Consider the following 26,238-nt stretch of genomic DNA (forward strand, 5'->3'; position numbering starts at 1 on the left):
CGTAGAGCAGGGCCGCGCCGACCAGCCCGACCACCAGCAGCACGGCTTTCCAGGTCCCCGGCCGCGCCTGCCGGGCGCCGAGCAGGGCCAGCATGGCGACGATGCCGCCCTCCCCCCGGTTGTCCGCGCGCAGGATCAACACCGCGTATTTCAGCGACACGATCAGGATCAGCGACCACAGGATCAGGGACACCGCCCCCAGCGCCGCCGCCGGCACCGCGGCGCCGCCCGCGGTCGCCGCCTTCACGGCCTCCTTGAAGGCGTAGAGCGGGCTGGTCCCGATATCGCCGTAGACGACGCCCAGCGCCCCGAGCATGAGCGCCGGGCCGGGCCCGTGCCGGACGGCGCCGGGTTTTCGCGCCACCGGCGCGGCGGGCAGGGTGACCGCCGGAGCAGCCGCGGAACTCAGGGCTTGGCGCACGGGCGTATCCGGTCGATGGCGGCACTGTCGTGCGCGACCTTAGCAAGCCGGATGCGGGGCGGAAGACTTAATCCCTCACCGCCGCGAACGCGGCGAAGACTTGTCACCCGAACCCGATGACATTGGAATGAAGCTCGTTGCCCCCTCCCCGAATACGGGGAGGGAGTCTTCTGTCTCAGGCGGCGTCCAGGCCCAGGTCGATGATCGCCGCCGAATGGGTGATCCAGCCGCAGGAGATCAGATCGACGCCCGAGGCCGCCACCGCGCCCACGGTCTCGCGGGTGATGCGGCCGGAGGCCTCCGAGAGGGCGCGGCCGTCGATCATCGCGACGGCGCGGGTCAGCAGGTCGGGGCCCATATTGTCGAGGAGGACTGCGTCGACCCCGATCGAGAGGGCTTCTTCCAGCTGGTCGAGGCTGTCGACCTCGCACTCGATCTTGACCAAGTGGCCGGCCCGGGCCCGGGCGCGCTCGATCGCCGGCACGATGCCGCCGGCCACCGCCACGTGGTTGTCCTTGATCAGCACCGCGTCGTCGAGGCCGAAGCGGTGGTTGGAGCCGCCGCCGGCCCGGACCGCGTGCTTCTCGAGGGCGCGCAGGCCCGGGGTGGTCTTGCGGGTGCAGACGATCGAGGCCTTGCCGTGCGGGCGGGCCGCCTCGACGAGGCCGTTCGTCGCCGTGGCGACGCCGGACATCCGGCACAGCAGGTTCAGGGCGACGCGCTCGGCGGTCAGGATCGCCCGGGCCGGCCCTTCGAGGCGCAGGACGACGTCGCCGGGCGACACGCGGGCGCCGTCGCCGCGCTCGACTGTGACGGTCACGGCCGGATCGATCAGCGCGAAGGCGATGGACGCGGCGTCGGTGCCGGAGATGACGCCGGCCTGCCGGGACGCGATCACGCCGCGCATCCGCTCGCCGGGCGGCACGATGGCATCGGTGGTGATGTCGCCGGCCCGGCCGAGATCCTCGACCAGGGCGGCGCGCACCACCGGCTCCACCAGGAGCCGCGGCAGGGGCAGGATCTCTGCCGTCAGGACCGATTGCGTCAGGACCGGTTGCGTCATGGCGTCAGCTCCGTCCCAGCTTCGATGGTCTCGCGGTGCTCGGCCTTCAGCGCGGCGAGGGTCGTCTCGGTGTGCGCCGCCGGGGCGGTGTGGGGGAAATCGCTGCGCCAATGGGCGCCGCGGCTCTCCTGGCGGGCGAGTGCGCCCCGGGCGATCATCAGCGCCACCAGGGCGGCGTCGCACTGGTCCGCGCGGGGCTCGAGGGCCGACACCGCCTCGGCGAGGCCGTTGGCGTTGCGCACGACGCCGACCTTTGCCTCCATCAGCCTGCGGATCGCCGGCAGGTCGGCGACTGACCGGGGCGCCGCCGTTTCGGGCACGATCGCGCCCGGGAGCGGGGCGTCCAGGGCGTCGGCGATGAAGCCGGCATAGGCCAGCCCCTCCAGCAGAGAATTGCTGGCGAGCCGGTTGGCGCCGTGCAGCCCCGTCGAAGCGACCTCGCCGCAGGCATAGAGGCCCGGCACCGAGGTGGCGCCATGCGCGTCCACCTTCACCCCGCCCATATGGTAGTGCGCCGCCGGGCGGACCGGGATCGGCTGGACGGCCGGGTCGATGCCGGCGGCGGCGCACAGGCCCGCCACGGTCGGGAAGCGCACCGGCATCGCGGCTCCGAGGGCGCCGCGGGTATCGAGATAGACCGTGCGGCCGCGCTGGAGTGCCTGGAAGATGCCGCGGGCGACCACATCGCGCGGGGCGAGGTCGCCACCCGCGATCCCGGCCATGACGGCCGCGCCGGTCTCGTCGATCAGCCGGGCCCCCTCCCCGCGCAGGGCCTCGGTGGCCAGCGGCATCGGGTCGGCGCCGGCCGCGATGGCGGTCGGGTGGAACTGCACGAACTCCATGTCGCGCATCACCGCCCCGGCGCGGGCGGCCAGCGCAAGGCCGCCGCCGACGGCGCCGGGCGGGTTCGTCGTGGCCGCGTAGAGGGCGCCGACGCCGCCGGTGGCCAGCACCACGGCGCGGGCCGGGATCCGGAACCGGGCGCCGTCGCGCTCGGCCACGATGCCGGCCACCGCGCCGTTCTTGTCCCGCAGCAGGCCGCAGGCGCGGGCCTCGACCACCTCGACGGAGGGGGCGGACAGGACCGCCCGCACCAGGCCTTCCAGAACCCGGGCGCCGGTGGCGTCGCCGCCGGAGCGGACGATACGGCGCCGGCCATGCGCGGCCTCGAGACCCAGCGCCAAGGCACCATCCTCGGCGCGGTCGAACGGGACGCCGATCCGCACCAGCCAGTCGATCAGCTCCGGCCCGGCCTGGGCGACCCGGAGCGCCACGTCGGGCTCGGTCAGCCCAGCACCGGCGGCCTCGGTGTCGGCGGCGTGGAGCGCGGCGGCATCGTCGGCCCCGACCGAGGCGGCGATGCCGCCCTGCGCCCAGCCCGTGGCGGTGCCGAGTCCCAGGGCCGAGGTGGTGATCAGCGTCACGGGACGCGGGGCGAGCCGCAGCGCGACGCTGAGGCCGGCGACGCCGCCGCCGACCACGACGACGCGGTCGGCCGTGTTGGGAGAGACGGCGTTCATCGTCAGCGCACCAGCAGCATGCGCTCGACCGCCGCCCGGGCGCGGTCGGCCAGAGCGGGATCGACGGTGACCTCGTGGGTCATCGTCTCGAGGGCGCGACGGATGTTGCCGAGGCTCATCCGCTTCATGTGCGGACACATGTTGCAGGGCTTGATGAACTCGATATCCGGATTCGCGGCCGCGATGTTGTCGGCCATGGAGCACTCGGTCACGAGGACGACCTGGCTCGGGCGCTTCTGGAGCACGAAATCCATCATCATCGCGGTCGAGCCGGAGAAGTCCGATTCGGCGACGACGTCCGGCGGGCATTCCGGATGCGCGATCACCGTGACGCCGGGATAGCTGTCGCGCACGTCGCGGATGTCGCCGGGCGTGAAGCGCTCGTGCACCTCGCAATGCCCGGCCCAGGTCAGGATCTCGACCTCGGGCACCTCGGCCTGGACGTTCTGGGCCAGGAACTCGTCCGGGATCATCAGGACCCGGGGAGCGTTCAGCGACCGCACCACAGCGACGGCGTTGCCGCTGGTGCAGCACAGGTCCGATTCGGCCTTCACGGCGGCGGAGGTGTTCACGTAGGTCACGATCGGCACGCCGGGGTACTTGGCCCGGAGGCCGCGCACGTCGGCGGCCGTGATCGAATCGGCCAGCGAGCAGCCCGCGCCCATATCGGGGATCAGCACGGTCTTGCCCGGGTTCAGGAGCTTGGCGGTCTCGGCCATGAAGTGGACGCCCGCCAGGACGATGACGTCGGCATCGACGGTCACCGCCTCCCGGGCCAGAGCCAGGCTGTCGCCGACGATGTCGGCCACCGTGTGGAAGATCTCCGGCGCCTGGTAATTGTGCGCCAGGATCACGGCATTGCGCTCACGCTTCAGCCGCAGGATCGCCTCGATATCGGGGGCGAGCGCCGGCCACTCGATCGCGGGGATGTGGCGGCTGACACGGGCGTAGAGATCCGGCAGCGGCAGGCCCGGAGCCGACGTGCGAGAGACGGGTGACACGGTCGCCGTCATGGCGTCCTCCATTATGCTCAGTTTGAGCATTGTGCCGTCTAACTTATGGGCGCCGGATCCGTCTGTCTAGATATGCTAGCCTTGAGCATAAATCTTTTGCGACGCGGTGTTATGCTGCGCCGCCGAAGGGCGTTGCGCTCAGCAGAAGGTCGCGGGATCCGGTCCGATCCGCCCATCCGGCCGGTCGAGGGCGGCGATCTGCGTCATCTCGGTGTCGCTGAGCACGAAGTCGAACACCGAGACGTTCTCGACGATGCGCTCGGGCCGGGCGGTCTTCGGGATCGCCACGCAGCCGATCTGCACCTGCCAGCGCAGCACCACCTGGGCCGGGCTCATGCCGTGGGCCTTGGCGATGGCGACGATCACCGGATCGTTCAGCTCCTTGCCCTGCCCCAGCGGGCTCCAGGATTCGGTCACGATGCCGCGACGGGCATCGTCGGCCCGCGGCTCCGCGCGCTGGAAGCGCGGATGCAACTCGATCTGGTTGACGGCAGGCGCGACGCCGGTCTCGCCGATCAGCGCGGCGATGTGCTCCGGCGTGAAGTTCGAGACGCCGATCGACTTGGCGCGGCCCTCGTCGCGGAGCTCGATCAGCGTCCGCCACGTATCCACGAACAGCCGCCGCTGCGGACACGGCCAGTGGATCAGATAGAGGTCGACATAATCCTGCCCGAGGCGCTTCAGGCTCTCGTCGAAGGCCTTGCGCGCCGCATCGCGGCCCTGCCGATCATTCCACAGCTTGGTGGTCAGGAAGACATCCGCGCGCGGCACCTGAGCCTCGCGGATCCCCCGCCCGACGCCCTCCTCGTTGCCATAGGCGGCGGCGGTGTCGATCAGCCGATACCCGGCCTGAAGCGCGTGACCGACGAGTTCGGGCGCCTGCGCGTCCGAGAGCTGCCAGCAGCCGAAGCCGATCTGCGGAATGTGGCGCCCGTCGTTGAGGGGCAGGGTCGGGACGGTGACGGCCATACTGAGAACTCCCAAACGCGTGTTCCGACCGCTTCACCTGGATCGGGCCCGGTGATCGACCAGGGCCGGCCGTTCGACCGCGCCAGCGGGGCCGCGATGAACGGGCGCAGTCTGGACCGGATCTAATCCGCAGACGCTGACGTTGGGACATTGGATTCCAGGCTGCGCCGCGCCGTGAGCGTCGCGCATGGGCGGGATAGCAGCATGACTGACGAGATACCGACGAGGCCGTTCGCCCTGACACGGCGCGCCGTCGTGGAAGGTTGCGCGGCCGCCGGCGCGCTGGGCGCCCTCGGCTTGCGCCCGGCCCCCGCCGCGGCGGCCCCCGGCGATCCCGCCGCGCAGACCATGCCGGTGCGCCTGACGATCAACGGCCAGCCGCGTGACCTGATCCTCGACACCCGCACGACCCTCCTGGACGCCCTGCGCGAGCACCTCGCCCTCACCGGCACCAAGAAGGGCTGCGACCATGGTCAATGCGGTGCCTGCACGGTGCTGGTGGACGGCCGGCGGATCAATTCCTGCCTGACGCTTGCGGCGATGCACGAGGGCGACGCGATCACGACGATCGAGGGCTTGGCGACCGGCGACACGCTCCATCCGATGCAGGCGGCCTTCATCGAGCATGACGGCTTCCAGTGCGGCTACTGCACACCCGGCCAGATCTGCTCGTCGGTGGGCATGCTGAGCGAGGCCAAGGCCGGATGGCCGAGCGCCGTGACGGAGGACATCGCGTCACAGCCGAGCCTCAGCGACGCCGAAATCCGCGAGCGGATGAGCGGCAACATCTGTCGCTGCAGCGCCTACCCGAACATCGTCGCGGCGATCCGCGATACCGCCGCCAGCAACCTCTGAGGGGGCGGACATGAAGGCTTTCACCTACGAGCGTCCCGCCACCGTGCAGGACGCGGCCAAGCTCGCGGCCGAGCGGCCGAACGCGAAGTTCATCGCCGGCGGCACCAACCTGCTCGACCTGATGAAGCTTCAGATCGAGACCCCGGCGACGCTGATCGACGTCAACCGGCTGCCGCTCGACAAGGTCGAGGCGACGCCGGAGGGCGGCCTGCGGATCGGTGCCCTCGTGCGCAACGCGGACCTCGCCGCGGACCCGCGGGTGCGCAAGGATTACGCGGTGCTGGCCAAGGCCCTGCTCGCGGGGGCCTCCGGCCAGCTGCGCAACAAGGCGACCACCGCCGGCAACCTGCTGCAGCGGACGCGCTGCTACTATTTCTACGACACGGCCATGCCCTGCAACAAGCGCGAGCCCGGCTCGGGCTGCTCGGCAATCGGCGGGTTCAACCGGATCATGGCGGTGCTCGGCACGAGCGAGGCCTGTATCGCCACCAACCCGTCCGACATGAACGTCGCCATGCGCGCGCTTGACGCCACCGTCGAGACGGTCGATCCGGCCGGGCAGGCGCGGACCATCCCGATGGCCGACTTCCACCGGCTGCCGGGCGACACGCCGCAGATCGAGACCGACCTGCGCAAGGGCGAGATCATCACCGCGGTGACGCTGCCGAAGCCGGTGGCCGGCCAGCACATCTACCGCAAGGTCCGCGACCGGGCCTCCTACGCCTTCGCGACCGTGTCGGTGGCCGCAATCATCACAGGTGCCGAGGGCGGCAAGCCTACCGCCGCGCGGCTCGCCTTCGGCGGCCTGGCGCACAAGCCCTGGCGCGTGGCCGAGGCCGAGGAGGCGCTGGTGCGGACCGGCTCCGCCGATGCCGCCGCCGACGCCGCTCTGAAGGGCGCCCGCGGTTACGGCGCCAACGACTTCAAGATCCCGCTGACGCGGCGGACCCTGCGCGCCGTCATGGCGCAGGCGACCCGCGCGTAAAATCCAGCAAGGACCAATCCCATGGAGATGAACCAGCCGATCGGCCGGACGCCCCTCGACGACCGGCCCGACGGCCTCGTCGGCAAGCCGCTGGACCGCGTCGAGGGTCCGCTCAAGGTCACCGGGCACGCCCCCTACGCCTACGAGACCCGGGCCCTGAAGAACCCGGCCTACGGCTACATCGTGCCGGCTTCCATCGCGGCCGGAACGATCCAGGCCATCGACGCCGAGGCCGCCCGCCGGGCCCCGGGGACGATCCTGGTCCTGACCCACGAGAACGTGCCCGAGCAGGGCGAGAAGAAGGAGCAGGTCTGGCCGCAGCTCCAGGGCACCGAGATCAGGTTCTACGGTCAGCCCGTGGCCTTCGTGGTCGCCGAGACCTTCGAGCAGGCCCGGGCCGCCGCGATGCTGGTCAAGGTCCGGTACGACGCGGCCAAGCCCAGGGCGCTGCTGAAGGACAACATGGCGGCGGCCTACGAGCCGAAGCCCATGAACTCGCCCCCGGATTCCAAGCTCGGCGATTTCGACGCGGCCTTCGCGGCGGCCCCGGTGAAGCTCGACGTGGAGTACACGACGCCGCCGCAGATCCACGCCCAGATGGAGCCGCACGCCACGATCGCCTCCTGGGAGGGCGACGGCGTGGTGCTGTACACCTCCAACCAGATGCCGAACCGCGGCCAGAAGGCGCTGGGGTCGGTGCTCAAGCTGGCCCCCGAGAAGGTCCGGATCGTCAGCCCCTATATCGGCGGCGGCTTCGGGGCGAAGCTGCAGGTCCAGCCGGAGGCGACCCTGGCGATCCTGGCTTCCAAGGTCATCCAGCGGCCCGTGAAGGTCGCGCTGACCCGGCAGCAGGAATTCCACGTTGCGACCCACCGCACCGACACGATCCAGCGGATCCGGCTCGGCGCCGACAAGGACGGAAAGCTCTCGGCGATCAGCCACGAATCCTGGTCCGACACCGCCGAGGGCGACGGCTTCTTCGAGACCTCCGCCAACGTCACCCGCTCGCTCTACGCGGCGCAGAACCGGGTGACGCGCCACCGGCTCGTCAACTTGAATATGCCGATCGCGTCATCGATGCGCGCGCCGGGCGAGGCCGTGGGTCAGCTCGCCTTCGAATGCGCCATGGACGAGCTGGCCGAGCACCTGAAGATCGATCCGATCGAGCTGCGGGTGCGCAACGAGCCCGCTGAGGATCCCGAGAAGAAGGTGCCGTTCTCCACCCGCCAGCTCGTGCCCTGCATGCGCGAGGGTGCCCGCCTGTTCGGCTGGGACAAGCGGCAGGCGGCGGGCAACCGCCGCGAGGGCAATTGGCTCGTCGGCATGGGCATGTCGGCGGCCGCCCGGCTCAACCCGCTGATGCCATCCGCCGCCAAGGTGCGGCTGGGACCGGATGGGGTGCTGGTCGTGCGCATGGCGATGACCGATCCCGGCACCGGCACCTACACGATCCTGACCCAGATCGCCGGCGAGATGCTGGGCCTGCCCCCCGAGCGGGTGCGGGTCGAGATGGGCGATACCGATTTCCCGTTCGCGGCCGGCTCCGGCGGCTCGTTCGGCGCCGGCTCGTCGGGCTCGGCGCTCTACGTCGCCTGCGAGAATTTGCGGGAGGCGCTGTTGAAGGCGGGCGATCTCAACCCGGAGGGCGCGACCTTCCGGGACGGGGCCGTGACGTCCGGGAACCGGACAGAAACCCTGACCGACCTCGCCAATAACGGCCTGGAGGCGACCGGCGAGATCAGGCCGGGCGAGATGAAGCAGAAATTCTCGCAGTACTCCTACGGCGCTCACTTCGCAGAAATCGGTGTCGACGCCGATACCGGCGAGATCAGGCTGCGAAGAATGCTGGGCGTATTCACCGGCGGCCGCATCCTCAACGCGAAGACGGCGCGAAGCCAGGCGATCGGCGGCATGACCTTCGGCGTCGGTGCGGCGCTGATGGAGGATGCGGTGGTCGATTCCCGCTACAGCTTCTTCGTCAACCACGACATGGCCGAGTACCATGTGCCGGTCCATGCCGACATCCCGGCGATCGACGCGGTGTTCCTGCCGGAACTCGACGACAAGGCGAACCCGCTCAAGAGCAAGGGTCTCGGCGAACTCGGCATCTGCGGCGCCGGGGCGGCGCTCGCCAACGCGATCCACAACGCCACCGGCATCCGGATCCGCGAGTACCCGATGACCCTCGACAAGGTGCTCAAGGGTTTCGAGGAGCAGGAGGGCCAGGCCCAGCGCCGAACCTGACGCGCATCGCATCGGCACCGGCCCCACCCACGGTTGACGGGCGCGGCGCCGATGCGGGACACCCGGGCAAAACCCTAGACCACGGGGAACGCCCTTTGTCCGACGCCCTCCGGCCCCACGACCGCCACCCGCCGGCCCGCTTCAACGCGGCCCGGTACTGCCTGGCCGAGAATGCGCGGCTGCGCCCCGACAAGACTGCCCTGGTGCTGGTCGGCGACGGAACCGAGAGCCGGCTCAGCTTCGCCGCGGTCGACCGCGCTGTGCGCAGCATCGCGGCGGGCCTGCTCGGCCTCGGGCTGAAGCAAGGCGACCGGGTGATGATCCGGATGAGCAACGAGGCCGATTACGTCCTGGTCTATTTCGGCGCCCTGGCGGCGGGCCTCGTGGCGCTGCCGTCCTCGCCGCAGCTGACCGAGGGCGAGGCCGCGTTCCTGATGGAGAATTCCGGCGCGGCGGCGATCGTGGTCGGCGGCGGCTGCACGGTCCCGCCCGAGGCCCTGGGCGGCCGCCTGCTGCTTGACGCCGCCGCCATCGCCGCCCTGAAAGCCGGCCCGGCGCTGCCCGACTACGCCGACACCGCCGCTGACGACCCGGCGATGCTGATCTACACCTCCGGCACCACCAGCCGGCCCAAGGGCGTGCTGCACGCCCACCGGGCCGCCTTCGGCCGCTGGCCGATGGTCGCGCACTGGCTCGGGCTCACCGAATCCGACGTGATGCTCCATGCCGGTACCATGAATTGGACCTACACGCTGGGGGTGGGCCTGAGCGATCCGTGGTCGGTGGGCGCCACCGCGGTGCTCTACAACGGCCCCCGCGACCCCGCGGTCTGGCCGCGCCTGATCGCGGCATACGGCGCCACCCTGTTCGCCGCGGTCCCGACCCTCTACCGCCAGATCCTGAAATACGGCGCCCTCGCCCGGCACGACCTGTCGAGCCTGCGCCACGGCTGCACCGCCGGCGAGCCCTTGTCGGTGGAGCTGCTGGAGGCCTGGACCCGGGCGACGGCCAAGCCGCTCTACGAGGCGCTCGGGATGAGCGAGATCTCGACCTACATCTCCAGCGGCCCGACCATCCCGGTCCGCCCGGGTTCCCCGGGCCGGCCGCAGCCCGGGCGGCGCGTGGCGATCCTGCCGGTGGAGGGGCCGCCCGAACCGCTGCCCGCCGGCGAGACCGGGCTGTTGGCCGTCCACCGTTCGGAGCCGGCGCTGATGCTCGGCTACTGGAACCGTCCCGACGAGGAGGCCGAGGTGATGCGCGGCGACTGGTTCGTCGGCGGCGACCTCGCCCGGTTCGATGCGGACGGCTACCTCTGGTTCGAGGGCCGCAACAACGACCTGATGAAGGCCATGGGCTACCGGGTCTCGCCGAACGAGGTCGAGATCGTCCTCGCCGCCCACCCGTCCGTGGCGGAGGTCGGGGTGGCCGAGCTGCCGGTGCGCGCCGACGTCTCGGTCATCTGCGGCTTCGTCGTGCTCCAGCCCGGCGCCGAGCCCGACGCGGCGGACCTGCTCGCCTGGTGCGAGAGCCGGCTGGCCGCCTACAAGCGCCCGCGGGAGATCCGCTTTCTGGACACCCTGCCCCGGACGGCCAACGGCAAGGTGCAGCGCAAGCGTCTGGTCGAGGCTTTGGGGTGAGGCCGCATCCTCAATCCGCAGAGTGAGCGATCGCTCATCGAGACCTGGGACGCTCAGGACGCGGGACGTTGTGCACGGCGCGCAAACATCCAGCCTGTCACACCGGGACCGAGGAGCGAAGGCCGGCATGACATTGTGGCTTGATCTGCCTGCCCCGCGCTTCCGGGCCCAACGGGAACCGCGTCCCTAGAGGAGCGTCCCCCGCAGGATCAGCAGCGCCACGGAGAAGTAGATCACCAGCCCGGTGACATCGACCAGGGTCGCCACGAACGGGGCCGAGGCGGTGGCGGGGTCGAAGCCGATCCGCTGGAGGATGAACGGCAGCATCGAGCCGGCGAGCGAGCCGAACATCACGATGCCGACCAGGGCCGCGCCGACCGTGGCTGCGACCAGCGGCCAGTGCTCGCCGTAATCGTAGAGGCCGAATTTCTGCCAGGCGACGATCCGGATCACCGCGATGATCCCGAGAATGCTGCCCAGCACGATGCCGGTGGGCAGCTCGCGCAGGGCCACCCGCCACCAATCGCTCAGACGGATCTGGTGCAGGGCCAGCGCCCGGATCAGCAGCGAGGTCGCCTGCGAGCCGGAATTGCCGCCCGAGCTCATGATCAGCGGGATGAACAGGGTCAGGACGATCGCCTTCTCCAGCTCGCCCTCGAACCCCTGCATGGCCGAGGCGGTGAGCATCTCGGACAGGAACAGCGCGCAGAGCCAGCCGGCGCGCTTCCGGATCATCGTGAAGAAGCCGATATCCATGTAGGGCTCGGGCAGCGCCTCCATGCCGCCGAAGCGCTGCACGTCTTGGGTCTGCTTCTCGACCATGGCGTCGATCATGTCGTCCACCGTGACGATGCCGATCACGTGGCCGACCGCGTCGACCACCGGCAGCGCCAGCAGGTCGTATTTCGAGATCAGCCGGGCGGCCTCCTCGCGGCTCGCCGTGGGCGAGACGGCCAGCGGCCGGCGGCCGGGGGCGACGCTGAGCACGTTGTCGTTCGGATCGCCCGAGATCAGCCGGCGCAGGGGCACGGCCTTGGTCAGCGCCCGGGTGCGCGGGTCGAGCACGAAGATCGCGTAGATGGTCTCGCGGGTCTTCTCGACGTGCCGGATGTGCTCGAGCGTCTGGCCCACCGTCCAGGTGCCCGGCACCGTGACGAACTCGGTGGTCATCAGCGAGCCGACCGTCTCCTCGCCGTAGGCCGACAGGCGATCGACCGCGCCGCGGGTCTCGGCGTCGAGGCGGGCGCGCAGGTCGGACCGGCCGGGCTCCTCGATCTCGCGGAACACGTCCGTCACTCGGTCGGCCGACATGCCCGAGAGGTAGGCGGCCACCCGGTCGCGCGGCAGCATCTCGATGATGTCGGCCGCGCAGTCGAGCTCCGGCTGGTCGAGCACCTCGATCGCCCGCTCCATCGGCAGGCCGAGGATGATCGCCGCGGCGACCTCGGGGGCCTCCTCGTTCAGGGCCTCGACGATGTCGGGGGCGCGCTCGTCCGACAGGCGTGCGGCCAGCACGGACGGGTCGACGCGCGCGTCGATGGGGGCGATCTCGTTCATGGCCTCGCCTCTCGGGTGACGAGACGGCGCGCCGCCGGTCTTGCTGGTTCTCAGGGCCGCGACCGGTGAGCCACGCCGCTCACCCCGCGGCCGGGCCTCTCAGCGGCTCAGGCGGGATGACGGCGCGTCGCCGGGCACGGCAGGCACGATCGGTCTGGCACGTCGCTTCGCTGGTCGATGCTGAAAGGGAGCGCGGCGCCCCCGGATGGACGCCCCGCGCGGCTGCCTCGTGCCCCTGCGGGAAAAATCCGTCAAGCCGAAACCGGCCCCCATCCCGGGCCTCGTGCACGACGGCGCGGCAGCGTTGCCGGAAGGCCGCGGCCGGGCCGGGCGGCGTCCATATGAGAAATATAAGTGTTGTGCTCGCTTGTATTGCGCCCAAGATATTGCCTATATGATCCTCATCAACAGCGAGGAGAAACGCCATGGCTTGGTCTGCCCCGATCGTGTCCGAGATCTGCGTCGGCATGGAAGTCACGAGCTACGAGTCGGCTGAGATCGACACCTTCAACTAAGTCGACTCCGCCCCGGGTCGCTGAATGATCCGGGGATTGTCGTCGTCATCGTCCCATCGTTCATTTTCTGGAGGAAAACATGGCCTGGTCCGCTCCCGTCGTTTCCGAAATCTGCGTCGGCATGGAAGTCACCAGCTACGAGTCGGCTGAGATCGACACGTTCAACTGAGACATCCATCCACCGGATGGTTTCGGGCGCCGCTTCACACGAAGCGGCGCCTTTTTTGTGCGCGCTGGCCCGGCGGACGATCTTGATCACCTGCGCGGGATCGGATTTCTTCGCGCGATCTCATCCCGGGCGGTCGCTGACGGCGGAAGCCTTGCCGGATGCTTCCACATGTCCCGGCGATCCCCGACGCGGGAGCGCCGGTCCCCAAGGGTCGGGCCATGCACGTCCTGCTCACCGGTTCCTCCGGCTGGCTCGGCCGGTTCCTCGCCCCGCGCCTGCGCGCCGTCGGCCATCGGGTGACCGGCCTCGACGTAGCCCCCGGGCCCGAGACCGATCTGGTCGGCTCCGTGGCGGATCGCGGCACCGTCAGCCGGGCGTTCGATCGCGGGATCGAGGCCGTGATCCATGCCGGCGCCCTGCATAAGCCCGACATCGTGCGCTACCCGGCGCAGGCCTTCATCGACAGCAACGTCACGGGAACGCTGAACCTGCTCGAGGCGGCAGTCTCAGCCGGCAACGACCGTTTCGTGTTCACCTCCACGACCTCGCTGATGATCAGCCAGGCGATCCGCGACGAGGCCGGCGAGGCCGCAATCTGGCTGGACGAGACCAGCGGGCCGCTGGCGCCGCGCAACATCTACGGGGTGACCAAGCTCGCGGCCGAAGGCCTGTGCCGCCTCTACGCCGCGGAGTACGGGCTGGCCTGCGTGGTCCTGCGCACCGCCCGGTTCTTCCCGGAGGAGGACGACACGCACCGGGTGCTGTGCGGCGAGAACCTCAAGGCCAACGAGTTCCTGAACCGGCGCCTGACCGTCGAGGACGCCGCCGAGGGGCACGTCGCGGCGCTGCTGCGGGCCCCCGAGATCGGGTTCGGCCTGTTCCTCCTCTGCGCACAGACACCGTTCGACCGTGCCGAGGCAGGAGACCTCAAGCGGGACGCCGCATCCGTCATCGCGCGTCACTTCCCCGACGCCGCGGAGCTCTACGCCCGGAGAGGCTGGACGCTGCCGGCCAGCATCGGCCGGGTCTACGATTCGCGTCTCGCCGAAACGGCGCTCGGCTTCCGCTGCCGGAGCGGATTCGCCGAGATCCTGGAGGCGTTGCGGGACGGGCGCGCCCTGCCCTTCGCGCACGACCCGACCTACCTGTCTCCGAAAGAGGTCGGGCTGGAACGCTACGCTTTCGGCCGCTGACGCCCCCGCCCCTCAGGCCACGAACATCCCGGCGATCGCCGCGCTCGTGAGGTTCGCCAGAGTCCCGGCCAGGATCGCGCGCAGCCCGTAGCGGGCGACCTCGGCGCGCCGCTCGGGGACCAGGCTGGAGAAGCTCGCGAGCTGGATCGCGATCGAGGCGAAGTTGGCGAAGCCGCACAGGGCGAAGCAGACGATCGCCTGGGAACGCGGGTCGAGGGTCTCGGCCTTCAGGGTCGGCGACAGGTTGGCGTAGGCGAGGAACTCGTTGAAGGCGATCTTCTGGCCGATCGCGCCGCCGACCAGCGCCGCGTTCTCCCAGGGCACGCCGAGCAGCCAGGCGAGCGGCGCGAGCGCCCAGCCGAGCACGCCCTCGATCGACGCCGCCGGGTAACCGGCGAGGCCCCCGACATAGCCGACGATCCCGTTCGCCAAGGCGATGAGGCCCACGAAGGCGATCAGCATCGCGCCCACCGAGACCGCGACCGCGAGGCCCTTCTGCGTGCCGTCGGCGGCCGCCTCGATGATGTTGGCCGCCCGGATCTCGCCGAACTCCACCCGGGTGGTGGCGATCCGGGTCGGTTCGACCGAGGGCATCAGGATCTTGGCGTAGAGCAGGCCCCCGGGGATCGCCATCACGGAGGCGGCCAGCAGGTAGGTCATCGGCACGCCGAGCGCTGCGTAGCCCGCCAGGATCGACCCGGCGGTGGAGGAGGCGCCGCTCGCCATCACGGCGAACAGCTCCGCCCCGGTGAGCAGCGGCAGGAACGGGCGCAACGCCACCGCGATCTCGCTCTGGCCGATGGCGATGGTGATAACCGCGGAGAAGGATTCGATCGGCGAGGTGCCCAGGATCCGCCGGAGCACCGCGCCGAGCCCCCGGGCGAGCACCTGCATCACGCCGACATGGTACAGGACCCCGATCAGCGCCGAGACGTACAGGATCTGCGGCAGAACCCGCAGGGCCAGGATGAACCCCGAGCCGCCGAACAGCTCGAACATCTTCGGTTCGACCAGCCCGCCGAACAGGAACGCGGTGCCGCGGTCACCGTAGGAGAGCCCCGTCACCACGACGTCCGCGGCGGCCTTCAGCGCGGCCTGCCCGGCGGGCAGGAACAGGACCAGCGCGCCGAGCCCGACCTGCAGCGCCAGGGCGGCGAGCACGACCCGGGGGCGGATCGCCCGGCGGTTGTTGGAGCACAGGGCGGCGATCGCCAGCAGCAGCAGGATGGAGAGGCCGGCATGGATCAGGCGGTCGGGCATCGCATCCTTCGGGTCCGAGCTTGACCGCCGGATGGAAGGTTCGGGCCAACCGGCCCGTCAATCCGGGTTGTCCATCACGAGGTAGGGAGCGAACAGGTCGCTGACCTGCGCGAAGCCCCAGTCGAGATCGGCCTGGGTCAGCTCGGTGCTGCCCTGGAGCCGGTGGCTCATCCAGTGGCTCGACACGATCCAGGCGTTGTCGATCAGCCGCCCCAGGGCATCCGGCGCGATCCGCAGCCGCCCGGCCCGAACCGCCGCCTCGAACACGCCGCGGGCGAGCGCCTGCGTCCGCGCCCGCAGGGCATGGACCCGCGGGCGCAGCGCCGGGGCAATCTCCACCATGGCGATCCCGTCCCGGTAGATGCAGCGATAGCGCCAGATCAGGTCGAACCAGCCCCGCTGATAGGCGAGCAGCGCCTCCGGGGCGGCGGGGTCGGCCGGCATGCGCCCGGCCACCGTCTCGGCCTCGACCTCGAAGGCGGTGAACAGCGCCTCCACCAGCCCGCTCTTGCGCGGGAAATGGTATTGCAGATTGCCTTCCCGGATCCCGGATGCCGCGGCGATCTCCGCCGTGGTGACCCGGCCCAGGCCGCGGGCGTTGAACAGCGCGAGGCTCTGCGCGAGAATCTTCTCGCGTGTCCCCGTGGGCCGTTCCGGGCCGTCGCCCCCTCGCCCCCTGCGGCTGTCGCCTGTCAGCATGATCCCCGAATCCGCTTTAGGGTATCCACCCTAGACAATCCGCGCGGCCGGGGCTATCCCCATGGCGTCGTCGGGCAAGCTCGGCGGAACGGGAGGTGAGGCTTGGCCCAGAAACTCCAACTCGCGGGCGCGGTCGTGCTCCTCACCGGCGCGGCGAGCGGCATCGGCGCCGCCCTGGCGCAGGGCTTGGCGGCCAAGGGCTGCAGCCTCCTGCTGGTGGACCGGGACGCGGCGGGCCTCGAGGCCGTCGCCGGCAAGGCCCGCGCAGCCGGTGCCGCCGTGGAGACCCGGGTCCTCGACCTCACCGACGCCGAGGCCATCCAGACGCTCCCGGACTGGGCCGAGGCGCGCTTCGGCCGCCTCGACGTCCTGATCAACAATGCCGGCGTCGCGCTGGGCGGGCGGTTCGACGAGACGCATCTCGACGATTTCGAGTGGCTGATGGACATCAACCTGCGCGCCGTCGTGCGGATGTGCCACGCCTTCCTGCCGATGCTGCGTGCCCGGCCGGCGGCCCAGATCGTCAACCTGTCGAGCCTGTTCGGGCTGATCGCGCCGCCCGGCCAGGTCGCCTACGCGACCAGCAAGTTCGCCGTGCGCGGCTTCACCGAGGCCCTGCGGCACGAATATGCCGGCACCGGGCTCGGGGTCACGGTGGTTCATCCCGGCGGCGTCGCCACTGCCATCGCCCGCAGCGCCCGCAGCCCGCGCCCGCCCACGGACCCGGAGGCCGCCGAGCGCGCCCGGGTGGAGGACGAGAAGGCGCGCGAGGCGTTCGGCAAGCTGCTGACGCTCTCGCCCGAGGAGGCCGCGGCCACGATCATCCAGGGGATCGAGCGTCGCCAGCCGCGCATCCTGATCGGCAAGGATGCGCGCAGCGCGGCCCTGATCCAGCGCCTGATGCCGGTGGGCTACTGGAAGACGATCGTGCGCCTGTCCGGCGGGAAGGTCTGAGCATGGCGAGCCTACGCGCCTATCTGGGCACCTGGATGGTCCGCAACAAAGTGCGCGGCCCCCTGTCGAAGGCCCGGGACGCGGCCGCCTTCCGCCGCATCTTCGAGGCGCCGGCCTTCCCCGACCCGAAGGGCGTCACCTACGAGCCCGGCACGTTGGGCGGAGTGCGGGGGGAATGGGTCCGGCCGAAATCCGGATCGGGTCTGCGGATGCTCTACATCCATGGCGGCGGCTTCATCGCCTGCTCGCCGCGCACCCATCGGCCGGTGACCGGCGCGCTGGCCAATCGCGGCTTCACGCTCTTCGTCCCCGATTACCGCCTCGCCCCCGAGCATCCGTTCCCGGCCGCCGTGGAGGACGTGATAGCGGTCTGGCAGGCGTTCAGCGCCGAGGGGCCGGCCTGCGTCGCCGGCGAGTCCGCGGGCGCCAACATGGCCCTGGTGCTGATCGGCGAGGCGCGCGCCCGCGGCCTGCCGATGCCCTGGGCGGCCGCCCTGTTCTCGCCGGCCACCGACTTCGTCTCCGAGGACGGATCGCGGCGCACCAATGCCTGGCGGGACGCGATGTTCGACCCCGGGGCGCTGGCGGTGATCCGCACGATGTATCTCGGCGATGCCGACCCGGCCGATCCGCGGATCTCGCCGATCTTCGCCGATCCGACCGGCTACCCGCCCCTGCTGTTCCACGTGGGCGAGCGCGAGGTCCTGCGTGACGACTCGATCCGCATGGCCGAGAAGGCCCGGGCGGCCGGGGTCGTGACCGAGCTGAAGCTCTTCCCGGTCGTGGCCCATGCCTGGCAGTTCGCTGCCCATATGCTCCCGGAGGCGCGGACCTCGCTCGGCGAGGCCGCCGCCTTCCTCAAGGCCCACGCGCCGCAGAACGCGGCCGGATCGGGGAGTTCGCCGCGATGAAGGCCCCTGCGACCGAGCCCGCCGCCGAGCCCCTGGAAGTCCTGATCGTCGGCGCCGGCTTCTCCGGTCTCGCCATGGCGATCCGCTGCCGGCAGGCCGGGATCGGTCCGATGCGGGTGATCGAGAAGGCCGCGGATATCGGCGGCACTTGGCGCGAGAACACCTATCCGGGCGCGGCCTGCGACGTGCCCTCGCACCTCTATTCCCTGTCCTTCGCCCCCAAGCCCGACTGGACGCGGATGTATGCCCCGCAGCCGGAGATCCAGGCCTATCTGCGCGAGACCGCCGAGCGCCACGGGCTGATGCCCCTGATTCAGCTCGGCACCGCCTTCTCCGGTGCGACCTGGGACGAGGCGCGCGCGCTCTGGCATGTCGAGACCGATCGCGGGTCGATCACGACCCGGGCGATCGTCTCCGCCATGGGCGGCCTGCACCATCCGGCCTATCCCGACCTGCCCGGCCGGGACGCCTTCGCGGGTGCGGCTTTCCACACGGCGACGTGGGACCATTCCGTCGATCTGGCGGGCAAGCGCGTCGGGGTGATCGGCACCGGGGCGAGTGCCATCCAGGTCGTGCCGGAGATCGCCAAGGCCGCCGGCCACCTGACCCTGTTCCAGCGGACGCCGCCCTGGATCATGCCGAAGCACGATCACGCCATCGCGGATTCCACCAAGGCGCGCTACCGGCGCCTGCCGGTCCTCCGGCGGCTTGAGCGGGCGCGCCTGTTCTGGCTGCACGAGCTGCGTGCGTTCTTCGGCTTCACCAAAGTCTCGAAACTGACCAAGCAGGCCGAGGGCCTGGCCCGCCACCACCTCGCCAAGGCGGTGCCGGACCGCGCCCTGCGGGCCAAGCTGACGCCGAACTATCGCCTCGGCTGCAAGCGCGTCCTGATCTCCGACGAATATTACCCGGCTCTCCAGCGCCCGAACGTGACCCTCGAGACCGGCGACATCGCCCGGATCACGGAGGCCGGCGTCACTACCGCGGACGGCCGGGCGCACGCTCTCGACGTGATCGTCTACGCCACCGGCTTCGACGTCACCGGCAGCTTCGCCCGGATGAACCTCGTCGGTCGCGACGGCCGGCGCCTCGCGGAGGCCTGGTCCGACGGGATGGGCGCCTATCAGGGCATCACGGTCGCGGGATTCCCGAACTATTTCATGCTGCTCGGACCCAATACCGGGCTCGGGCACAACTCGATCATCGCGATGATCGAGATCCAGGTGCGGCATGTCCTCGATTGCCTGGCGGCACTGCGCGGCGGCGCCCGGGCGATCGAGGTCCGCCCAGAGGCGCAGGCCCGGTTCCTCGATCGGATCCGGACCCGGCTGGCCGACAGCATCTGGCAGGCCGGCGGCTGCCGCAGCTGGTACCTCGATGCCCAAGGCCGCAACACGACCCTGTGGCCCGACTCGGTGATGGCCTACCGCCGCAGCGCGCGGCGGGCGCGGATGGCGGATTACCGGCTAGGTTAGAGGTCGCGGGCGGTCGGAGGCCAAGGCCCGCGTCAACACCCTGCGTATCGGGCGATCATACAACCGATCCAGCGCGTAGGCCGTCCCGGTGCAGAGAAGCGCGGCGAGCACGGCGACAAAGACCGGACGATTCTCCATGTGGAGGATCTTCACCGAGCCGACCATAAAGTGCAGCATCGGGACATGGATGGCATACAGGGGATAGGACAACCCGCCCGCGGCCCGAAACAGCGCCCGTTCCTTGCGATAATCCGAGCCGGCTGCGAGATAGATGATCGCGGGCAGCAGAAAGAGGATCGCAAACACATCGAATAACGGGCCGACGTCCGGAACGAACAGAACGGCGATGAGCAGCACCGCCGCAATCTCCGGCAGAAAGCCACCCTTGTCGGGCTCAGGCCGGTATCGCCACAGAACGACACCGATGAAGAACCCGAATCCCGCCCGGGCGGGACCGCCCGGATAGGTGGGCCACGTCGCGCCGAGATCGGCCGAGCCATTCTCAAGGGCGAAAGCGTAGATGGCGACGGCGGATACGAGCGCAACGATCAGCAAGATCCAGGACCGCGCCTTATAAAAGAACGCCGCCCAAACGAGGTTCATCAGGATCTCGAGCGACAATGACCATAACGGCGTATTGGTCGTGAAGATCGTATCCGTCGGAGCCGGGCTGGACCACGGCTTCGGCAGCAGGGCCGTGTTGAACACCGTTCCGCCGACGATATCGAACACGCTGTATTGCGAATAATTCTGAGTATAAAATCTAACCAGGAAATATAAGCTTCCGATGGACAGCCCGAGCACGCTGAGCGGAAGCATCCGAATCAGCCTCAGGCGCATGAAATCGACCAGCGGCATCGCGTCGAGCCGCGCGGCGTAAGCGTGGGAAAGGACGAAGCCGCTCAAGACGAAGAAGAAATCGACCGCCAGATAGCCATGCGGTGCGAGCGGGAGCCCGATGATGGAGAAATGAAAGATCATGACCCCGACTGCAGCGGCCCCTCTGAGCCCGTCGAGGATCTCATATCGCACCTCAGAGGCCATGGCATAGAACTCTATTTAATAAAATATCAATCCTCTTAAGCAATCAAGTCAGAGCCATGTCAAGTAATCTACGCTGTGAATTCTGTTAAAATGTCGCATCTTTAGACAGCAGCGGCCCTCTGCATGCTGGCGCGCCTACCGGTTGTGTTGATGAAAAGGATACGCTCTTCAGTTGTTCCGGCACGGCTTTGACACGCGCACATCGATCGCGCCACTTCGGCGACGTGGTGTGAGATCAGGACCCTCCCCAGGAGGTTGCGGCCCCTTCCACGACTCGACGACCGCGAGGAAGCACCTCGGCGTTGCTTTGCTCGTGGAAGGCAGCGCCGCACCGGGCGCGCCAACGGCGTCCGCCAAGCGTTCCGACCCGCCCGCCTCAGGCCGCCTGCGGCTGCTGGGCGAACAAGACGGCTTCGAGATCCTGGACTGGGCTGGGCCGCCCGAGATGATAGCCCTGCAGGAACGGGCATCCCATGGATTGCAGCATCTGCAGATCCTCCTGCGTCTCCACGCCCTCGGCCACCACCTCGAGCCCGAGCAGCGTGCCGAGGCCCAGAACGGCCAGGACCAGCCCGCGCTTGTCGTCGGAGGCGCTGAGCCCGGTGACGAAGTTCCGGTCGATCTTGATCCGGTCGGCCCGCAGCTGGCGGAGCGAGGACAGCGACGAATAGCCGATCCCAAAATCGTCGAGCGCCACCCGGATACCCGCGCGCGAGATGGCCTGCAGCTTGCCCTGCACCGCGCCGAGATCGAGGGCGGTCTCCTCGGTGATCTCGATCTCCAGCATCTCGGCCGGCAGGCCCAGGGTGACGAGGCGCTCGATCACGATCTCGTCCACCGGGATCTGCGCCATCTCCCGGGGCGACACGTTCATGGCAACGCGGACGGTGCCGAGCCCCCGGGCACGCAGGATCTGCATCATCCGGCAGACCCGATCGAGGATGAAGCGCAGGAGCGATTCGGTCAGACCCGCCGTCGTGGCCGCGGCGATCAGGTCGGGCGGCGAGATCCAACCGAGGCGCGGATGGTGCCAACGCACCAGCGCCTCCAGCCCGACCAGGGTTCGGGCATCGAGGGCGTAGATCGGCTGGAACCAGACCTCGAGGGCGTTCTCGACCAGCGCGTGCGAGAGGTCGCGCTCCAGGTCGCGCCGCATCTCCAGGCAGCTGCGCAGGCCGGCGTCGAACAGGCGGAAGCGGTTCCGCCCGACCGCCTTCGACGCGTACAGCGCCTCGTCGGCGCAGCTCAGCATCTCCATCAGGCTGGGCTCGGGCTCGGCGTGAATGCCGATGCTGACCCCGACCCGCCCCTCGTCGAACCCGTCGAAGGGCTGGGCGATGGCGGCGATGAGGCCGGCGGCCAGGGCCGCGTAGGTCACGCCGGTCGCCGAGGGATCGTAGAGCACCGCGAACTCGTCGCCGCCGAGCCGGGCGGCCAGGCCACCCGGCGGCAGGGTGGTCCGCAGCCGGCGGGCCACCTCGACCAGCACTCGGTCGCCGGTCTGGTGGCCGTAGACGTCGTTGACCGATTTGAAGCCGTCGAGGTCGAGGAGCAGCAGGCAGGCGGTCCCGGCGTTCCGGTGAGCCTCGGCCTGCTGGATGAAGCCGGCGCGATTGAGCAGGCCGGTCAGGTCGTCATGGGTCGCGCGCCAGCGCATCTCCTCGATGAGCGCGTTGGCGCTGGCCTGCGCGTCCGCCCGGGAGCGGGCCAGCGCGGTGGCCTCGTTCTTCAGCCGGCTCGCCTCGCGAAAACCCGCCTCGCTCTGGAACGCCGACCGCGACAGGGCGGCCAGATAGAGCAGCACGCAGAGCGCCAGGCAGCTCTGGTCGAACCCGTCGGCGGCGAACAGGCAATAGGCCACCGACAGCAGCGGCAGCAGGATGAAGCAGACCGGGATCCGGGCATAGGCGGTGCCGTGCGTGACCGCGCCGGCGGTGATGCCGCAGGTGATGGTGAGGTAGAACAGGGTCTGGGCGGAGGTGTAGCCGGCGCAGAGCAGCGGCTGAAAGGCCCAGACGAGCCCCGACAGCAACGCCGCCAGGGTGCAGGCGCGCAGATGCCCGTCGAGCGAGCGCGCGGCCTCCGCGGCCATGTCGGGGGGCATCGCGGCGGTCAGGGCGAGCCCCGGACAGGCGGTCCTGCACAGGCCGATGCGCAGGAGGTTGGCGCCGGTCGAGGCCGCGTACCAGATCAGCCCGGCTCGGCCGTTGCCCGCCTGGAACGCCACCAGCACGCTGGCGAGCCCCAGCAGCATGTTGACCGGAATAGCGGTGAGGACGCTGCGCCGTACGGCCTCGAGCTGATCCCGACGGACAAGCGCCTGCGGCCGGCGATCCGGATCATCGGACGTGGCACCAGGGGCCGCCAGCCCAGGAGCGCGCCCCTCCAGGTCGTGAAGCGTCATCGTGCGTCCAATCCGAGGCGCACCGATTATCCACCCAGAGTCGTAAGAGAGTGTTGAACGTGTTGATCGGTTGAATCGACCGCCACGGTCTGTGGACTTGGGACCCCGCGTCGCAAGCCATTCCGGTGCCGCCACGCCGCGCCATATCCGGTCCCGGGCCGCCGCCGGGCCCCGGATCCCCCATGGCCCTCACCAGCGACCTCCTCGACATCCGGACGATCTATCACGAGCCCAATGTCGGCGCGTTCCCGATCGGGCACGAGATCCTGTCGCGCTTTCCCGATGCCGAGCGGATCCCCGTGCCGTCGCACTGGAACATCCCGGCGCTTCACGGCAATGCCGGCTCGGTGGAGGATTGGGTGCGCATCAAGCGCTCCACCCTGGTGCTGGGGGTGAAGAAGGGCTTGACCATGCGCCCGAACGGCCGCAGCGCCCATTTCATCGCGCCCTCGACCTCGAACGGCTGCGCCATGGCCTGCGCCTATTGCTACGTGCCGCGGCGCAAGGGCTTCTCGAACCCGATCTCGCTGTTCGTGAATATGGACCAGGCCTGCGCGGCGATCGCCCGGCACGCGGAGCGCCAGGGCCCCCTGCCGGAGCCCGACACGATCGACCCGGCCTACTGGATCTACGATATCGGCGAGAACGGCGACCTCTCCGTCGATGCGGCGGTGAGCACCGGCGTGCGCACCCTGGTCGAGCGCTTCCGCACCCTGCCGAACGCCAAGGCCTCCTTCGCCACCAAGGCGGTCAACCGCGACCTCCTCGCCTACGACCCGCAGGCCAAGACGCGGATCCGGTTCTCGCTGATGCCCGCCCGGATCGCCAAGATCGTCGACGTGCGCACGAGCCCGATCCCGGAGCGGATCGCCGCGATCAGCGATTTCGTCGCCGCGGGCTACGAGGTCCACGCCAATTTCTCGCCGGTGATCCTCTACGAGGGCTGGGAGGCGGATTGGCGCGCGCTGTTTGCCGAGATCGACGACACGCTCTCGGACGCCGCCAAGGCCCAGCTCAAATGCGAGATCATCATGCTGACCCACAATGCGGGCCTGCACGACGTCAATCTCGGCTGGCACCCCAAGGCCGAAGACCTGCTGTGGCGGCCGGACATCCAGGAGGCGAAGGTCTCGGAGGGCGGCGGCACCAACCTGCGCTACCGGACCGGCTGGAAGGGGAAATGGCTCGCCCGGTTCAAGGCCCTGCTGGCCGAGAGCCTGCCGTACTGCACCGTGCGCTACGCCTTCTGAACTCCCGGGCCGACGGCGCGTTGGGGCGCGGGTTCAGGGAAAGGCGCAGGGATGTCCGAGCACGAAGCCTATATCCGCGAGGCGGTCGCGCTGGCCGAGGCGAATGTCCGGGCCGGCGGCTCGCCCTACGGCGCGGTCATCGTGCGCGACGGGTCCGTGCTGGTCCGGGCCGCGAACACGGTGCACGCCACCAACGACCCGAGCGCCCATGCGGAGATGGTGGCGCTGCGCGAGGCCAGCCAGGTTCTGGCCAGCCGCGACCTCTCCGATTGCGTGATGTATGCGAGCGGCCGCCCCTGCCCGATGTGCCATGCGGCGATGCGGCTCGCGGGCTTCCGCGAGGGCTACTTCGCCTTCTCGGCCGAGGAAGCCGAGGAGCACGGGGCCGGCAGCGCAGCGATCTACGCGGAGCTGTGCCGCCCCCTGGACGAACAGCCGATGCGCCTCAGCCAGATCCGCCCCGCGGGCGCGGCGCCCTACGCCGCGTGGCGGGCGCGACGCGAGGCCTGAGGCCTGTCGGAAGGGATTTTCCAAGGCGGCGTCTCGGAATCTCCGCGGACCGGCACGCCCGCGCAACGGACGCTAGTAGCGATCATCTGCGGAAACTCCCGCTCCGGGGTCCGACGGCGCCGTATCGTCGGCGCTCGGCGCCGGTTCCCGCAGCGGGGGAGTCGCGCGGGGCTTGGCCACCGAGCCCGTCCGGGTCGGCGAGGGCTTGGCTTTGACGGCGAGGCTCGGGGGCGCCGCCTTCCCGATCGGTCCGGGCACACCTTGCGGACCGCGTGGTCCGGGCGGACCTGCCGGCCCGGCGCTGCCCACGGGCCCCTCCGGTCCCGGCGGACCGCGCTCACCGGGCGGGCCGACCGGGCCCTCGGCACCCGGGGGGCCAGGCGGTCCCATCGCCCCCTGAGGACCGGGCTCGCCCCGGGTCCCGGCCTCGCCGCGCGGCCCGGGCGGTCCGGGAAGCCCCGGCGCCTGCTGGCCGCATTCGCCCACGACGACGCTGCGCACCTGTTTGGGGGTCCGCAGCGTCGCGATGCAGGTGGCCGGATGATAGACCACGTGAAACTCGAAGGCGCCCCGGCTGTCGGTGCGCTGCGGAAACCGGCCGTCGAGCGTGATGTCGGTGTCCGGCTCTCCGGTATTGCCCAGGACCCACAGGTCTCCGGCCGTGATCTTGGCGGCATCGATGCGCATATCGGCCTTGGCCGGCGCGATACAGACGATCAGCGCCGCAAAGACCGGAAACACGCTCCCGTACCGGCGCGATAGACACATGGCGGGTCCCGCGTTCTTCATATCGGCAACATGCCGCGCCTTTTCGGATTCGCAATAACGCGGCTTAAGTTCGGTGTGAAAAGCGACGTTTTAGCGAGCTACACGCCCGAATTCGGTATTCGCATGGCTGACATGCGCCATATGGCCGAAGGCTCGCACTTTCGTCCGACCGGTACAGCCGATCCGGGTGCGGTCGCGCACAGGGCGGTACGCCGATCGGTGACGCCATACGGGCGTCGTCGTCCCTTGCTCCGCTGCTGGAACGGCCCCTTTTTCGGGGCGCTGCGGCGCTCAGCCCTGTCCCGCGCCCCGCAAGAGGGCTGTCCGACGCGCGCCGGGCCGGGTCGCGAATTTCTGTTCCTTCGCGATGCAACGGTTTTGGCAGGTTGTTCGTTTGGGGGTTCGGCGCTGCACCATGAGCGCCCGACCCAGCACGGCCACGCTTCGAGGCCGCCAGCAGCCTGTGCGGATTCCGCTTGTGCGGCGCACAATCGAATGCTGCGTAAGTTGTTGTCCGGTCCGTTGTTTCGGACGGACTGCGCCGGGGATTCAGTATCAACTACTGAACGTGAGGTTTGCGCGACAACCCCGCCTATGGCGGCTTAATCCCCGTTCAATATGCACTTTTTTACAAAGCTAACCTGTTTAGGCAGGGTAAATAAAATAGCCGCCGCCTTGTCAGCCCCTTAATTGGCGTCTATAAGCCCGGCACTAACTAATCATTAACCACCCGCCATTGGCCTCAAACGAGGATCTGAGACCATGCAGGGTCATGCCGAATCCCCCACATCCACGGGCGCCTCTGCGCCGCACCATAGGGTT

Annotated in this window: 23 protein-coding genes; 12 read left to right on the forward strand and 11 right to left on the reverse strand. The window is 69.8% G+C overall.

The genetic code is table 11. From position 1 onward, the window contains the following. The 5 genes from WYO_RS03750 to WYO_RS03770 form a co-directional block, all read right to left on the reverse strand. A partial coding sequence (locus WYO_RS03750) for a KUP/HAK/KT family potassium transporter (RefSeq protein ID WP_244424048.1) occupies nt 1–316 on the reverse strand: 316 nt, incomplete at its 3' end. Between the two features lie 280 nt (nt 317–596). Then, nucleotides 597–1,484 carry a carboxylating nicotinate-nucleotide diphosphorylase gene (nadC, locus tag WYO_RS03755; RefSeq protein WP_007559205.1) on the reverse strand — a complete coding sequence of 296 codons (888 nt, stop codon included), beginning with the start codon at nt 1,482–1,484 and terminating at the stop codon, nt 597–599. After that, nucleotides 1,481–3,004, reverse strand: a complete 1,524-nt coding sequence (locus WYO_RS03760; RefSeq protein ID WP_007559208.1) for an L-aspartate oxidase — start codon at nt 3,002–3,004, stop codon at nt 1,481–1,483. The genes nadC and WYO_RS03760 overlap by 4 nt, the downstream gene beginning before the upstream one ends. Nucleotides 3,005–3,006: 2 nt before the next feature. Continuing rightward, nucleotides 3,007–4,017: a quinolinate synthase NadA gene (gene nadA / locus WYO_RS03765; protein WP_007559210.1), complete on the reverse strand. Its 1,011-nt coding sequence runs from the start codon at nt 4,015–4,017 to the stop codon at nt 3,007–3,009. Nucleotides 4,018–4,155: 138 nt separating this feature from the next. Continuing rightward, complete coding sequence (locus WYO_RS03770) at nt 4,156–4,986, reverse strand: aldo/keto reductase (protein WP_007559212.1); 831 nt, start codon at nt 4,984–4,986, stop codon at nt 4,156–4,158. Nucleotides 4,987–5,190: 204 nt separating this feature from the next. Here WYO_RS03770 and paoA point away from each other — a divergent pair, with 204 nt between their 5' ends. The 4 genes from paoA to WYO_RS03790 all read left to right on the forward strand — a co-directional run bounded on the left by paoA (nt 5,191) and on the right by WYO_RS03790 (nt 10,707). After that, the gene (gene paoA, locus WYO_RS03775) at nt 5,191–5,841 is read left to right on the forward strand and encodes an aldehyde dehydrogenase iron-sulfur subunit PaoA (RefSeq protein WP_007559214.1); all 651 of its coding nucleotides are present in this window, start codon (nt 5,191–5,193) and stop codon (nt 5,839–5,841) included. A gap of 10 nt (nt 5,842–5,851) precedes the next feature. Continuing rightward, on the forward strand, nt 5,852–6,826 hold the full coding sequence (locus WYO_RS03780) for a xanthine dehydrogenase family protein subunit M (protein WP_007559215.1): 975 nt from the start codon (nt 5,852–5,854) through the stop codon (nt 6,824–6,826). Between the two features lie 21 nt (nt 6,827–6,847). Continuing rightward, nucleotides 6,848–9,070, forward strand: a complete 2,223-nt coding sequence (locus tag WYO_RS03785) for a xanthine dehydrogenase family protein molybdopterin-binding subunit (RefSeq protein ID WP_007559217.1) — start codon at nt 6,848–6,850, stop codon at nt 9,068–9,070. A 95-nt stretch (nt 9,071–9,165) separates the two neighbouring features. Continuing rightward, complete coding sequence (locus tag WYO_RS03790; protein ID WP_007559219.1) at nt 9,166–10,707, forward strand: AMP-binding protein; 1,542 nt, start codon at nt 9,166–9,168, stop codon at nt 10,705–10,707. A 186-nt stretch (nt 10,708–10,893) separates the two neighbouring features. On the opposite strand, the gene mgtE is transcribed toward WYO_RS03790, so the two are convergent. Further along, nucleotides 10,894–12,264: a magnesium transporter gene (gene mgtE, locus WYO_RS03795; RefSeq protein WP_007559221.1), complete on the reverse strand. Its 1,371-nt coding sequence runs from the start codon at nt 12,262–12,264 to the stop codon at nt 10,894–10,896. A 425-nt stretch (nt 12,265–12,689) separates the two neighbouring features. Between mgtE and pqqA (WYO_RS03800) the strand changes: the two genes are divergently transcribed. The 3 genes from pqqA (WYO_RS03800) (at nt 12,690) to WYO_RS03810 (ending at nt 14,141) form a co-directional block, all read left to right on the forward strand. Beyond that, a complete protein-coding gene (gene pqqA / locus WYO_RS03800) occupies nt 12,690–12,779 on the forward strand; it encodes a pyrroloquinoline quinone precursor peptide PqqA (RefSeq protein ID WP_007559223.1) in 90 nt (29 codons plus the stop codon). Nucleotides 12,780–12,858: 79 nt separating this feature from the next. Continuing rightward, nucleotides 12,859–12,948: a pyrroloquinoline quinone precursor peptide PqqA gene (pqqA, locus tag WYO_RS03805; protein WP_007559225.1), complete on the forward strand. Its 90-nt coding sequence runs from the start codon at nt 12,859–12,861 to the stop codon at nt 12,946–12,948. Between the two features lie 158 nt (nt 12,949–13,106). Then, the gene (locus WYO_RS03810) at nt 13,107–14,141 is read left to right on the forward strand and encodes an NAD(P)-dependent oxidoreductase (RefSeq protein ID WP_007559226.1); all 1,035 of its coding nucleotides are present in this window, start codon (nt 13,107–13,109) and stop codon (nt 14,139–14,141) included. Between the two features lie 12 nt (nt 14,142–14,153). On the opposite strand, the gene WYO_RS03815 is transcribed toward WYO_RS03810, so the two are convergent. Continuing rightward, on the reverse strand, nt 14,154–15,401 hold the full coding sequence (locus WYO_RS03815; RefSeq protein ID WP_007559229.1) for a nucleoside transporter C-terminal domain-containing protein: 1,248 nt from the start codon (nt 15,399–15,401) through the stop codon (nt 14,154–14,156). 57 nt (nt 15,402–15,458) lie between these two features. Next, entirely contained in the window at nt 15,459–16,100 is a 642-nt protein-coding gene (locus WYO_RS03820) for a TetR/AcrR family transcriptional regulator (RefSeq protein ID WP_007559231.1), read from the reverse strand. Nucleotides 16,101–16,202: 102 nt separating this feature from the next. On the opposite strand from WYO_RS03820, the gene WYO_RS03825 reads away from it, so the two are divergent. The 3 genes from WYO_RS03825 to WYO_RS03835 are packed head-to-tail and all read left to right on the forward strand — an operon-like array spanning nt 16,203 to nt 19,440. Beyond that, nucleotides 16,203–17,054, forward strand: a complete 852-nt coding sequence (locus WYO_RS03825) for an SDR family NAD(P)-dependent oxidoreductase (protein WP_007559233.1) — start codon at nt 16,203–16,205, stop codon at nt 17,052–17,054. A gap of 2 nt (nt 17,055–17,056) precedes the next feature. Beyond that, entirely contained in the window at nt 17,057–17,965 is a 909-nt protein-coding gene (locus tag WYO_RS03830) for an alpha/beta hydrolase (RefSeq protein ID WP_007559235.1), read from the forward strand. Then, complete coding sequence (locus tag WYO_RS03835) at nt 17,962–19,440, forward strand: NAD(P)/FAD-dependent oxidoreductase (protein WP_007559237.1); 1,479 nt, start codon at nt 17,962–17,964, stop codon at nt 19,438–19,440. Before WYO_RS03830 ends, WYO_RS03835 begins: the two co-directional genes overlap by 4 nt. Here WYO_RS03835 and WYO_RS03840 read toward each other — a convergent pair. Both WYO_RS03840 and WYO_RS03845 read right to left on the reverse strand, forming a co-directional pair. Next, nucleotides 19,432–20,484 carry an acyltransferase gene (locus WYO_RS03840; RefSeq protein ID WP_007559239.1) on the reverse strand — a complete coding sequence of 351 codons (1,053 nt, stop codon included), beginning with the start codon at nt 20,482–20,484 and terminating at the stop codon, nt 19,432–19,434. The genes WYO_RS03835 and WYO_RS03840 overlap by 9 nt on opposite strands. 376 nt (nt 20,485–20,860) lie before the next feature. Further along, nucleotides 20,861–22,888 carry an EAL domain-containing protein gene (locus WYO_RS03845; protein ID WP_007559241.1) on the reverse strand — a complete coding sequence of 676 codons (2,028 nt, stop codon included), beginning with the start codon at nt 22,886–22,888 and terminating at the stop codon, nt 20,861–20,863. A gap of 182 nt (nt 22,889–23,070) precedes the next feature. On the opposite strand from WYO_RS03845, the gene WYO_RS03850 reads away from it, so the two are divergent. Together WYO_RS03850 and WYO_RS03855 are read left to right on the forward strand one after the other, a co-directional pair. Further along, a complete protein-coding gene (locus tag WYO_RS03850) occupies nt 23,071–24,138 on the forward strand; it encodes a spore photoproduct lyase family protein (RefSeq protein WP_007559243.1) in 1,068 nt (355 codons plus the stop codon). Nucleotides 24,139–24,189: 51 nt separating this feature from the next. After that, the gene (locus tag WYO_RS03855) at nt 24,190–24,648 is read left to right on the forward strand and encodes a nucleoside deaminase (protein ID WP_007559245.1); all 459 of its coding nucleotides are present in this window, start codon (nt 24,190–24,192) and stop codon (nt 24,646–24,648) included. A 72-nt stretch (nt 24,649–24,720) separates the two neighbouring features. Here WYO_RS03855 and WYO_RS03860 read toward each other — a convergent pair whose 3' ends face one another. Continuing rightward, the gene (locus WYO_RS03860; RefSeq protein ID WP_047170735.1) at nt 24,721–25,389 is read right to left on the reverse strand and encodes a hypothetical protein; all 669 of its coding nucleotides are present in this window, start codon (nt 25,387–25,389) and stop codon (nt 24,721–24,723) included. Nucleotides 25,390–26,238 lie beyond the last annotated feature (849 nt).

It is taken from the genome of Methylobacterium sp. GXF4 (genome assembly GCF_000272495.1).
Lineage (GTDB): Bacteria > Pseudomonadota > Alphaproteobacteria > Rhizobiales > Beijerinckiaceae > Methylobacterium > Methylobacterium brachiatum.